This window comes from Caballeronia sp. INML1, assembly GCF_023631085.1.
Taxonomy (GTDB): domain Bacteria; phylum Pseudomonadota; class Gammaproteobacteria; order Burkholderiales; family Burkholderiaceae; genus Caballeronia; species Caballeronia turbans.
This window is the reverse complement of record NZ_JALQDT010000069.1, coordinates 1-12,207: the sequence shown is the minus strand read 5'-3', so window position 1 is coordinate 12,207 and position 12,207 is coordinate 1. Positions and strand designations below refer to the sequence as shown.

Below are 12,207 nucleotides of genomic sequence, written 5' to 3'. Positions count from 1 at the left end.
GCAAAGTCCAGCGCAGTTTTGCCGTTGGTCCGATGCATCCTTTCCGAATGAAGGCGCCCGGGGAGCGCATCGGGCGACGCGCGAACTTAGCTCGCATGGCGAGAGGCGGCCCTTTCGGCGCACCTCCTCCGAATGGACTCACGATACGATCTTGGAACGCTCTGCGCCATCAGACTTGCATTCGGCGTTCTCATCTCTCCGTATAGGGTCGGAAAGGCAGTACAGGCGCAGATCTGGAGCGTTTGAACCTCCACCTATGCCACGTCCCGCTGCACTGATTTGAGTGCTGAGCCAATCTGGGGGATCCCACGCAGACGTTAGCCAGAAATGAATTCCGTCAGCCCATTGCACGTAGTTTCGCCGCGACCAGGGTCTGTATTGACCGACTTCTCCCTGACTGGGAAAGGGTAGAGTGAATGCTCACCTCTGCGTAAATGCGTCGACAATCAAGGTCCGACGCGCGAGTTGAGGTTCGTCTCGACTGTTCGCGACGTTCGTGACTGAAAGTGAGAGCGCCCGACGAGACAGGGAAGCGCTGCGCGCGTAGTTGGTCACGAGCTGGGTCGCTTCAGCGCTATACCTTAATATGCTTTCGCGGACGGCTTCGCCCGCGTAAGCTCGTCCTCATCGGAGCGGGACCACTACGAGTGCCGCCAATCACACACACCGTCGAGGAAAACGTCCTTGTTATCGCCATCCAGAGTTTCAGTGATCGATGACGACGAGTCTGTCCGCGTCGCCTCCTCAAGCCTCTTGCGCTCGCTGGGCTGGGAGGTCAGCCTCTATCCGTCGGCGGAATCGTTTCTCAGCGGTGACTCGCTCGAAGGCCTTGCGTGCATCGTCACCGATCTTCACATGCCCGGCATGTCCGGCCTGCAACTTCAACGACGGGTGCGCGAGTTAAAGCCGGGCTTGCCACTGATTTTTATTACAGCATTCGCTTCGGACGACGCCCGGCGTCAGGCGCTCGACGCAGGCGCCGTGTGTTTTCTCAGTAAGCCTGTCGATGGATACGCGGTCGCCGATTGCCTACAACGCATTGGACGAAACCTTCTGTAAGATTGGTATGCGCGACGCGATCCTGCGGATTCGCATCTTCGCAGTCCGAAATGCTTGATGTAAGCTCTCCACCACGTACATCTTTCACGAACTCCCAATGAATATAGGGCTTGTCTGGTCGCTTTTGGTTTCAGTTGGTCGGCATCAGAGTGGGAATGATTGGAGCATACCAACGCGCTCAGGTGCGATCAGTCGTGACACGAACATCGTGCCTATGTACGCCGCAGCGAGCCGTTCCGGAGGCTTAGCGATTTAAGCCAACGACAGGCCCGCTACCGGAGAATTCTTAAACGGAATCACAGGCGCTCGCGTTATGTTCTCCGTCGCCTCGCTCTCAGCCTTTGGCGGCTGCCGCGCGATCAGCAACTCGTCACACGCAGCGCGCATGTCGGCGAATCCGGTCGGGGGCCGGGCGGCACGGCACGCGGACAGCTGTGTTTATGCGTGCCGAGCGAGCAAGAAACGAAAGATCGGCGTGCCACCCCCCGACAGCCTGATGGTCTCGCTCAAAACGATCGCGCGCGCGTCTGAACACGATCGTTCTCGGCATTCAGTCATCGAGCGTGGCGATCGCCGAAGCGGCCAGCGAGATCGCGCAAGGCACCGTCGATCTGTCGAAGCGCACGGAGTCGCAGGCCGCATCGCTCGAAGAAACGAAGAGACGGCGGCGAGCATGGAAGAACTCGCGAGCACCGTCGCGAAGAATGCCGACAACGCCGCCGAGGGCACGCACGCGGCGACGAAAGCATTCGGCGACGCGACTCAGGGCGGCGACACGGTCAATAATGTGGTGGCGACCATGCGGAGCATCGCGCAGGCTTTGTCGCACATGGCCGACATCATCGGCGTGATCGAAGGCATCGCGTTTCAGACCAATATCCTCGCGCTCAATGCGGCCGTCGAGGCCGGCGCCATCACCGCTGATACGTCGCGGACCAGCTTGACTGTGAGAGCAGCAGCTTCGTCGCGATGTTCGGGCGCTCAATCGGTGAGACGCCGCAGCGTCTGTTCAGGTGCGGTCGACGGACGTTCGATGCGCGAGCGCGCGAGCGCGCGATACGCGAGCGACGCGCCCGCCATGGCCAGCGCCGTCGGGATCAGGAAGTCGTGATTGAAGCGCGTGAACTCGATCATCAGCACGAGCGCCGTCAGCGGCATCTGCATGGCCGGGCCGAGGAACGCCGCCGCGCCGATCACCGCGAACGCGCCGAGCGGCGTGCCGGGCCAGATGCCGTTCCACACGCTGCCAAGGACCACGCCGAGCAACGCGCCGTTGGTCAGGCTCGGCGTGAGCAGGCCGCCTTGCGCGCCCGCGCGCAGCGAACTGACTTCGATTGTCACCTTCAGGATCAGCAGCACGCCGGCGAGCGCGAAGCCGAGCGAATCGTCGAACGAAAGACCGGCGGGGCCTCGGCCATTGCCCGCGAGTTGCGGGAAATAGATGACGAGCACGCCGATCAGCGCGAAGTTCAGGACCGCCAGCGCAGGCAGCGCATTGCCGCGCGGCGCGTGCTTGCGCGCGGCGCCCGCGAGCGTCATGAAGCACCACGCGGCCACGCCGAACACCGGTCCCATGACGATCGCCCAGACGATCATCTGTGCATCGAGCGCAAAGGCGGGCAGATGGTACTGATGTCCGTCGCCGAGCCCGATCCACGCGACGATCGCGCCGATTGCGGAGGTGGTGAAGGCCGCCGCGACGATGACGCCATCGAACGTGCAGAGCAGCACTTCGAGCACGAAGACCGCGCCGCCGAGCGGCACGTTATAGACGGCGGCGAGTCCTGCGCCCGCGCCGCACGCAACCATGATGCGCGACTGCGCGGGCGTGAGCCTCGCGTAGTGCGCGAGCCAGCCTGCCCACAGCGAGCCGATTTCGCGCGGCGCGACTTCCCGGCCGAGCGGCGAGCCCATCGCCACGGTGACGATCTGCAGGAGCGCATGCGCGATCGTGCTACCGGGCGGCATGCGCGGATCGTCGGAATCGACGGCCTGGCGGATGCTGACGAGCGGTTTGCCGAAGCGATGCACACACCACCAGCCGACGCCCGCGATCACGCCGCACAGCGTCAGCACGATGAAACGGCGCAGCGGCGACGCGGCCGAGATGCCGACGAGAAAGCTTTCGCCGCCAGTGAGCGCATCGAGGCTGTAGCCGAACGCGACGTGCTGGATTTCGTGCAGCAGCAACGCGAGCAGCATGCCGCCGAGCCCCGCACCCAGCCCGACGAGCGTGGTGACGACGATGAGCTTCACGGTCGGTGTCGATGACGGCATCGCGCTGACCTCGCAGAAAAAGGCGTAGGGTAGCGCGGCTGAATTTCGCGCGCCTCGCCGGATGCATCGATTATAGATATGCACGGCTTTATTTCGATGCCCGAAATCTTCTTGGGAAATGCGCAAACGCCCACTATCCTCGGGACAATAAGGTATCGAAAAATATCCGGGAGGCAGCGTGAGTCTGGTGATTTCCGGCCGCATCGTTCCGCTTGCGCGAACGTCCGAGAAGAGTACGTTTGCCGGCAAGGTGTGGATCGGCGACGACGGGCGCATCGAGCGCGTCACGCGCGGCAACGCAGCCGGTCCGCGCAGCGGCTTCGACAAAGCGGCCGTCGTCGATGTGGGCGATGATCTCGTGCTGCCCGGTTTCGTCGATCTTCACAGCCATCTCGCCTACGCGACGCTGCCGCTCTGGACCCAGCCCGGCCGCACGACACCGTTCCTGCATCACGACTCGTGGCCGTCCGCCAGCACCTATGCAAGCGACATCACCTGGCCCGCTTACGCGCTTCTCACCGCCGCTCCCGAAGCGTCGCTCGCCTACGCCGAAGTGCGCGCGCTCATCGGCGGCACGACGAGCATTCAGGGCTCGCCGCCGAAGAACCGGCCGCTCGACGGCTGGATGGTGCGCAACGTCGAGGATGAGACCTTCGGCGGAACCATCTCGTCGAACCGCGTGCTAGCCTCCACATTGACGGTCAAGCCCGAAGTCCTCGCGAAACGATCCGCGCAGATGAAAGCGGGCGCGGGCTTCATCTATCACTGCGCCGAAGGGCAGGTGAGCTCCATCGCCGCCAACGAGTATCAGAGCGCGCGCAAGTGCGGCTGCCTGCAGAAGGATTTCGTCGCCATTCACACGAATGCGCTCAATCCCGGCGATTACGATGCATGGACCGATCCCGGCACGGTCGTCTGGTCGCCGTTCTCGAACCTCTGGCTCTATGGCAGCACGACCAGCGTGCCGTCCGCGCTGGCGAGAAAGATCCGCGTGTGCGTCGGGTCCGACTGGGGGCCATCGGGCACGCGCAATGTGCTCGGTGAAATCAAGGTCGCCGCGCTGGTGAGCAAACGCGAGCGATGGAACCTCACGCCCTTCGATCTCGTGCGCATGATCACCTGCGAACCCGGCGACGCGATCGCCGGTCCCTGGAACGTGCAGGCCGGACGCCTTGAGCTGAATGCGCTCGGCGATGTGGTCGTCATCGCGGCCAAGGCTTCCGCCGATCCGTTCGCGACCGTGCTCGCCGCCACCGAGAATGACGTGCAACTGGTGGTCATCGGCGCACGCGCGCGCTACGGGAATGCGAAGCTCATGAAGGCCGCGAAGGCCACGTTTCCGTCCGAACTGAAAATCGCCGGAACGAAGCGCGTCCTGTCGATGACGAAACTCGACAATGCTTCCGAGCCGTGGAGTTTCGCGCAAGTGCTGACGCGCCTGGAACAGGTCCGCGCCGATCCGAAAAAGGAAATCGATGCCGCCGGTAATGCGGCGGCGGCAGCGCGCATGGCGGGCGAAGCGCCTCGTCTGCGGCTCGCGCTCGACATGCCGCTCGGCAAGCTGCCTATCGGCGGGCTGCCGAAGAATCTCGGCGAGATCGTCGTGCCGCCGATCCAGCCGCTCGCACACGACGCGGCCTTCTTCGCCTCGCTCGTCGGACGCGGCTTCCACGGCGGCCTGCTCGATGGCCTCGAAAAGTTCTATGCGTGACATCGCGAGCGAATCATGGCCACGAGAACATCATCGTTATTGAAGGCGCAGATGGGCGTGCTGCTCGCCGAGCGCGCGGGTCTCGTGAAGACGACTCACGCGCGGCGTCCGGCAGCATCCGGCGATCAGCTCGATGCCGCCGATCGCGAAGTCATCGTCGATGCGCTTCTGACGGTCATCGCCGGGGCGTACTGTCATCTGCATCAGAAGCGCGCGGGTTACGCCAACGATCCCGTGCAGGCGCTAGAACTGCTGCGCACGCACGCCGCCGACATGAGCGAAGCCGAGTTCCATATGATCGTGACGGGAATCGTCGTCGATCTGCGCGATGCGCACACGCTCTATGCCGGCCCGGCGTCGCTCGCCGGCGCGGTCGCGCAACTGCCCTTTCTGGTCGAACAGTTCGGCTCGACGGACGAGCCTTCGTTTCTCGTCACGAAAGTCGGGCACAGCAAGCTCATCAAGGACCCCTCGTTCAAGCCGGGCGTGCTGCTCGATACCTGGAACGGCATACCGTTCGAGCGCGCCGTCGCGATCCATGCCGATCGCGAAACGGGCGGACGCCCCGATGCGCGGCTCGCGCGCGCGCTCGAATCGCTGACGTTCCGCTCGCTGCAATACGGTCCGCCGCCCGACGAGATGTGGGTCGACATCGGTTTTCGCGATGGTCCGGCGAGGGCGCGGCGCGAAGTGCGCATACCGTGGCGCATCGTCTGGCCGGGCCGCCCCGCGACCGGCGTGCGGCCCGGCGCGCATACCGCGCGGCGCGTCGCGGTGAATCCGGCGGCGGAACAGGTCCGGCGCGCGAAAAAGCTGATGTTCTCGGGCAAGGAATGGAACGCCGAGCATCTGCGCGCGGTGATGGCGCGCGACGCCGGCTGGATCAAGACCCGCTTTCCCGACGCGCTTTCCGCGCGCACGTTCCCGAGCAAAGTGCTCGGCGATGTCGCCTATCTACGCATCTGGAGCTTCGATGTCGAAGATCACGAAGCCTTCGTTGATGAGGTCACGCGCCTCGTCGGACAGTTGCCCGACACGGGCCTCATCGTCGATGTGCGCGGCAATCCTGGCGGCCTGATCTGGGCGGCGGAGCGCCTTTTGCAACTCTTCACGCCGAACAAGGTGCAGCCGACGCGCTTCAGCCTCGTTGCCACGCCCTTGACGCGCGCGATGGCGAAGAGCGCGTTCAACCGCATGGAGCTCGAACCGTGGATCGCGTCGCTCGAATCGGCGATCTCGACCGGCGAGGGATACTCGCAGGCGCTGCCGATCACCGATCCGTCCTGGTGCGATGACGTCGGTCAGCGTTATGGCGGGCCGGTCGTGTGCGTCGCCGATGCCAACACGTACTCGTCCGGCGACCTCTTCTGCGCGGGCTTCGTGGACAACGAAATCGGGCCGCTCGTGTGCGTGGGCCAGGCGACCGGCGCGGGCGGCGCGAACGTGTGGACGAGCCATGACCTGACCGATGCACTGGACGGAACGGACTTCGCACTGCCGCGACTGCCCGACGGCGTGAGCTTCACGATGGCATTTCGCCGCGCGGTGCGTGCCGGCGATGCGGCCGGCGTGCCGATCGAAGACCTCGGCATCGCCGGCATTCCGTATGCGATGACCCGGCGCGACGTGCTCGACGGCAACGCCGATCTCATCGACTGGTGCGCGCGGTTTCTGGCGGGCGCACCGTATTCGAGCCTTCGCGTGACGCTCGGCAAGTCGGAACTCACGGTGACGACGGCCGGGCTCGACGAGCTTGAACTTTATGTGGACGGCAGGCCGCTCGATGCGGCGCGAGTGATCGGGGATGGGGTTTTAAAGCTGCCGCGTCCCGCGGCCGGGGAGCGGCTCGAAGTGGTGTGCCGCAAGGCGGGAGCGGTGGTTCAGCGTCGCCGGGTTGCGCTGGCGTGAGGGGTGGATGTGTCGCAGCGCGGGTTGCAATTTGACGCAATCACGCTTGCGCCCAGATTTCACTTGCTGACAGTGATCCATTGCGCACCGTCCAGTGGGCGCAGATAACGGGAGTCCAGTCGAAAGCAGCGGACACTGTTGTCCTCGCGGCAGGCGCCTGGAGCGCGTTGTTCTGCCAGCATCATGACATCGACCTGCCCGCCATCAACGTGATCGGAACGGCGCTGCGGACCGCTGAGGCGCCCGGCGTCATCGAAGGCTGTTTCTCTGGGCCTAACTTCGCACTGAGGCGAAGGTTGGACGGCGGCTATACGATCGCGGTCCCCGGCTATGGGCGCGTGGAACTCTATCCGAAGCCTGATGCCGTTCTGGACAGCAGCGTGTTCGATGACACGCCGATTACTGTGAGGCATCCCGGGCAGGATTAGGGCACGCTGGCCAAGTCTCTCTGATGTGTCAGCGCTAGCTACGTGGCCTGTTGACTGTCTCACGTCCGACGGTGACGACACTTTTGCTCAGTTGGTTACTGTGGCAAAGTCTTCGCATAATCTCGCAAGTCTTTGTGGTCGCGCAGTATCTGCCGGTACAAGCCCTGAAACGCTAACCAGGCAACATAGTCCGACGCCAGATGTCGGCGTGTCGCGCGTGCTTCCTCGGCGCTGAGGGGAGCGAGCGCGCCGGCTGCCTCGGCGAGCAACTGAACTTGTGCGCATCGCTCCATCGAAATAAAGCGGTACACTGCGGAATCCACACTGGTCCCCACCGTAAGAAAGCCGTGGTTCAGCAAAATCGCGGCCTTGCAAGTGCCCATCGTCCGCGCAATGCGCGCACCCTCGTCAGCGGCGAGGACGACAATATCTCCGCGGAAGACAACGTGGTTCTCAAAGAACAAACAAGCTTCCTGATTGATCGGCGCGAGCAACCGTTCACGTGCCGCAAATGCGCGTCCGTAAGTTGTGTGGGTGTGCACAGCCGCCATTGCCGAATGATTCACACGATGTAGGCCGCAGTGGATCGCGACCGCCGCCGCATTGACGGGGCCAGTACCATGATGCACAACACCCGCGTCGTCGATGCATATGAGGTCGTCCGGATGAATCGTGGAAAAGTGCTGCGCGTACTGGTTGACCCAGTACCGGTCGTGATGCTCGGGATCGCGCACCGTCACATGCCCAGCGATCCCCTCCGTCAGTCCAAAGCGCGAGAGCAAACGGAAGGCCGCCGCGAGCTTAAGCTTGCGATGGCTGCGTTCGTCCTCCAGGCCGGCAAACTCACGGGGCACTGGAAGCGGGCCACCGATCGGAGTAGGGATTTGGTGGTCGTTCGAGTCAGCCAGGCACATACGGCACCTTCGGAAATGAAAGTAATGGGAAAGAATCTGTAGCCCTCAGGATTCTCATTGTGTCGCGCCAGTACTCGGGCCGTCCATGGCGATTTGCTCACTGTCGTGTGAGCTTTCGTCAAGCGGGGTGCCGGACGGCCCGCGACACAAGGCTCGGCAGGAGGTCATGCCAAAGCGTCACAGGAGAGATACTTTTCGTGAATTGTCACGGAAATTCGGCCGGTGCTAAATGCACGTGACGCTAGCACTGGACACCTGATATGCAGACCCCAGACTTCAAGAGCACCTTGCCGCCACAATTGATGAAGCGCATTGTGTGGCGCCTCGCGCCGCTGATGGTGCTAATGTACGTCGCCAATCAACTCGACCGAGCCAACGTCGGCTATGCGGCGTTGACGATGAACGCCGAACTCGGGTTGACGGTCGCGCAATACGGGCTTTCTGCGAGCCTTTTCTTTCTCGGCTATATCCTGTGCGAGGTGCCGAGCAACCTGTGCATGCATCGCTACGGGGCGCGTCGCTGGATGACGCGCATACTCGTGAGTTGGGGGCTGCTCTCCTCGCTCACGAGCTTCGTGCCGAACGCTCAATGGCTCTATGTTGCGCGCTTTATGCTCGGCGCGTTCGAAGCGGGACTGTATCCCGGCATGGTCTACTACCTCACACTGTGGATGCCCTCGCGCAACCGTGTCTGGATGATGTCGCTCTTCACGATGTCGATTCCGCTTACCGGGATGATCGGCGCGCCGGTCTCCACCTGGATCATGGATCACGCAAACGTCTTTGGCGTAACCGGCTGGCGCGCGATGATCCTTCTCGAAGGCTTGCCGGCCATCATCCTCGGTGTGATCGCATGGTTCTACCTGCCCGATGGCCCGCACGACTGGCGTGGTCTGTCTGACGAAGATCGCCACACTATTCGCACGACGCTCGCACACGAAGAACAAGCCGCGGCGGTCGCCATTCAGCCGGGGAACGCGCGGAGCGCGCTAACGAACTTCAAGGTGTGGGGACTAGGAATTGTTTACTTCGGTATAAACTCGGGCATCATTGGGCTGCTCTATTTCTTGCCGCAAGTAGTCAAGACCTTCAAGGGAGGCTCGCAACTCTCACTAACGCAGATTGGCCTCATCACGTCTGCGCCGTTTGCGGTAGCAGTGGTGAGCGTGATCGTTTGGGGGCGCATCGTAAGTCACAAGCGTATTCACGCGCTGTACGTCGCAGGGCCGATGATGCTTTCGGCCATGACGCTCGCGAGCGCACTATATCTGTCGTCACCGCTGGCAACGGTCGCGGTGCTCGCGATTGGCACCTCTGCGTGCTTCTGCAGCATCAGCACTTTCTGGCAATTGCCAAGTCGTATCCTTACCGACCGAGCGGCGGCGGCCGGCATCGCACTCATCACGAGCATCGGCGTGTCGTCCGGTTTTATGATGCCGTACTTCATCGGCTGGGTGCGCGATACGACCGGCACATTCCAGCTCGCATTCATAGCAATCGCCGTGGCGATGACGGTCGGCTCCGCGCTAGCGATCGCACTCGACCCCGAACGACGCCGCGTGCCGTCCGCAGGCATGGCGCTAAAATGAGCGGAATTTCCATGGAGATCCGCCCGTGTCATTGCGTCGAGGAATTCCCAGCCTGACGGCATTGCAGGCGTTCGAGGCGTCGGCGCGTCATCAGAGCTTTTCGAAAGCCGCCGCCGAGTTGCAACAGACGCACGGCGCCATCTGCAAAAAAGTCAACGAACTTGAAGCGAGTCTCGGCGTAGAGTTGTTCCGGCGCGTAAGCCAAAGGCTGGTGCTCACCGATGCCGGCGCCGACTATGCCCATCGCATACGGGTGAATCTTGAACAGATTCGCCGAGACACCCGGCATCTGGTCGCGAACCGGGAGCGTTCGACGCTGCGCGTCGCGGTCGGCGTGACCTTCGGCGCTCAATGGCTCGTGCCGCGGCTGCCGGGATTTCATTGCGCACATCCGAACATTCAGGTGCGGCTGACGGGCCGTGATCAACCGACCTACTTTCAGGATCTGAACTTTGACGCGGCGATTCACTTCGAGCAATCGCCGTTGCCTGGACTCGCGAGCAAGGTGCTGCTAGCCGACGATAGAGTGTGGATGGTAGCGTCGCCTTCCCTTACGGAGCACTATGCCGATTGCGATATCGCTTCCATGCCGTGGATCCACACGCGCGATTTGCCTGCTGCATGGATGACGTGGAGTGAAACGGTCGCACCGGAAAGGGCTGAACATGCGCGCGATGGTAGCGATCATTTCTTCGACTTCTTTATCATGGCTATCCGCGCGGCGGTCGCGGGACTTGGGGTCGCACTCCTGCCACGCGTTCTGATCGAACAGGAACTTGCTTCCGGCCAACTGATCCGAATCGGCGGATATGCCGCGATTAATGCGCAGAAGACCTATCTCATGTTTCCAGAACAGAGGCGCGACTGTGCACCGTTCGCTACCTTCGCATCGTGGCTGGAAGATGAGATGCTGCGATACCGCGTGATACTTGCATGTAGCGAAGAGAACGGGCGTTTGCGAACTCCCCCCGCTTGACGCTTGGGCTACATGCGATGGTGTTCGATAGGCCGTACTCGACCAGAAAGCGGACGCTCAGGGGCTGCGAGGCGAACGTCGCTTACGGGTCGCGTGCTGCCTGTCGTGCCAAGCCGGGAGCTGTCTGGAGGCGGCTCAATGCATCTACGCAGTCGCCGGGAGATATTCGCCTGCGCGTCCTCGACCACCCGTATAATCCGGCATGACTCCACCCATCTCCCACGTAGAAAGCTTACGGCCGCCGGCAACAGCTTCTCGATTCATCGGTTTGTTGGTCTCGCATACCTTAGCGGGCCATTCACGATCCACGCGCGTGGAATGCACGTTTCACGAACCGCGGGCGACGATCGTATGAAAATGCCCAAACGGCTTGCGCCGCTTCTCGAAGAAGGATTTATCGACGAAGTCATCGGCCAGTTGATGAGCGGCAAGGAGGCGACAGTCTATGTCGTGCGCTGCGGCGAATCGACGCGTTGCGCCAAGGTCTACAAGGACGCGAAGCAACGCAGTTTTCGGCAAGCAGCGTCGTATCGGGACGGTCGCAAGGTCAAGAACAGCCGGCAGTTGCGGGCGATGGAAAAAGGTACGCGCTACGGCCGTCAGATGCAGGAAGCGTCATGGCAGAACGCTGAAGTGGACGCGCTGTTCCGGCTCGCCAACGCAGGTGTGCGCGTGCCGCAACCCTATATTTGTACCGACGGCGTGTTGCTGATGGAGTTGGTGATCGACGAGGTGGGTGACGTCGCACCACGGCTCAACGACGTCGAGCTGACCGAAGCCCGCGCCCTCGAACTGCACGCGTTGCTGCTGAACCAGGTTGTCCGCATGCTCTGCGCGGGCGTAATTCACGGCGACCTGTCGGAATACAACATCCTCCTGGCAGCAGACGGGCCGGTGATCATTGATCTGCCGCAGGCCGTCGACGCATCCGGAAACAACGAAGCTGCCTCCATGCTCAAGCGAGACGTCGACAACCTGGCCGCGTACTTCGGACGGTTTGCACCGCAAATACTCACCGCGAGTTATGGGACGGAGATCTGGGCGCTTTTCGAGGCAGGGCGGCTGCATGTCGAGGCCGAACTGACCGGTCGCATCGAAGCCGACACGCGTCCTGTGGACCTCGACGGCGTTCTGCAGGAACTCGAAGCGACACGTCTTGAGGAAGATGCGCGAGTGCGGCGGCAGGAGGAACTGAGCGCAGGCCGGTAACCGTACTTGATGTCCCCGAAGATCGCCCGAAAGTGAAGGTCTTCGAGGACGTCGCCGCTCGTTAAGGTTTATTCGATGCCTGCCATCGGCCGCAGAAATGTGCGTGCCGCCGCGCATGTCGGCAGGCGTCGAATAA

8 protein-coding genes and 2 pseudogenes are annotated in these 12,207 nt (G+C 62.5%); 8 read left to right on the top strand and 2 right to left on the bottom strand.

What is annotated here, in order from left to right; all coding sequences use genetic code 11:
• The first annotated feature begins 708 nt into the window (after window positions 1-708).
• Window positions 709-1,059, top strand: coding sequence for a response regulator transcription factor (locus NCR38_RS28490; RefSeq protein WP_086961622.1), 351 nt, complete (start codon window positions 709-711; stop codon window positions 1,057-1,059).
• Between the two features lie 313 nt (window positions 1,060-1,372).
• Window positions 1,373-1,906, top strand: a pseudogene (locus NCR38_RS28485) (hypothetical protein); the annotation flags it as partial.
• 134 nt (window positions 1,907-2,040) lie between these two features.
• On the opposite strand, the gene NCR38_RS28480 reads toward NCR38_RS28485, so the two are convergent.
• Window positions 2,041-3,336 (bottom strand): chloride channel protein, encoded by a 1,296-nt coding sequence (locus NCR38_RS28480; RefSeq protein WP_061121627.1) that lies wholly within the window; start codon window positions 3,334-3,336, stop codon window positions 2,041-2,043.
• A gap of 178 nt (window positions 3,337-3,514) precedes the next feature.
• On the opposite strand from NCR38_RS28480, the gene NCR38_RS28475 reads away from it, so the two are divergent.
• From NCR38_RS28475 to NCR38_RS28465, 3 genes and pseudogenes are all read left to right on the top strand, one after another.
• Window positions 3,515-5,047: a hypothetical protein gene (locus NCR38_RS28475; RefSeq protein ID WP_250478019.1), complete on the top strand. Its 1,533-nt coding sequence runs from the start codon at window positions 3,515-3,517 to the stop codon at window positions 5,045-5,047.
• A gap of 15 nt (window positions 5,048-5,062) precedes the next feature.
• Window positions 5,063-6,955: a S41 family peptidase gene (locus NCR38_RS28470; RefSeq protein WP_061121628.1), complete on the top strand. Its 1,893-nt coding sequence runs from the start codon at window positions 5,063-5,065 to the stop codon at window positions 6,953-6,955.
• Window positions 6,956-7,080: 125 nt separating this feature from the next.
• A pseudogene (locus tag NCR38_RS28465) lies at window positions 7,081-7,311 on the top strand (D-amino-acid oxidase); the annotation flags it as partial.
• A 167-nt stretch (window positions 7,312-7,478) separates the two neighbouring features.
• Here the strand turns inward: NCR38_RS28465 and NCR38_RS28460 are convergent.
• The gene (locus tag NCR38_RS28460; RefSeq protein WP_061121630.1) at window positions 7,479-8,297 is read right to left on the bottom strand and encodes a class II aldolase/adducin family protein; all 819 of its coding nucleotides are present in this window, start codon (window positions 8,295-8,297) and stop codon (window positions 7,479-7,481) included.
• Between the two features lie 260 nt (window positions 8,298-8,557).
• Here NCR38_RS28460 and NCR38_RS28455 point away from each other — a divergent pair, with 260 nt between their 5' ends.
• The 3 genes from NCR38_RS28455 (at window position 8,558) to NCR38_RS28445 (ending at window position 12,071) form a co-directional block, all read left to right on the top strand.
• Window positions 8,558-9,886, top strand: coding sequence for an MFS transporter (locus NCR38_RS28455; RefSeq protein WP_061121631.1), 1,329 nt, complete (start codon window positions 8,558-8,560; stop codon window positions 9,884-9,886).
• 25 nt (window positions 9,887-9,911) lie between these two features.
• On the top strand, window positions 9,912-10,862 hold the full coding sequence (locus NCR38_RS28450) for a LysR substrate-binding domain-containing protein (RefSeq protein WP_061121632.1): 951 nt from the start codon (window positions 9,912-9,914) through the stop codon (window positions 10,860-10,862).
• Between the two features lie 351 nt (window positions 10,863-11,213).
• The gene (locus NCR38_RS28445) at window positions 11,214-12,071 is read left to right on the top strand and encodes a PA4780 family RIO1-like protein kinase (RefSeq protein WP_250478033.1); all 858 of its coding nucleotides are present in this window, start codon (window positions 11,214-11,216) and stop codon (window positions 12,069-12,071) included.
• The last annotated feature ends 136 nt before the right edge of the window (window positions 12,072-12,207 follow it).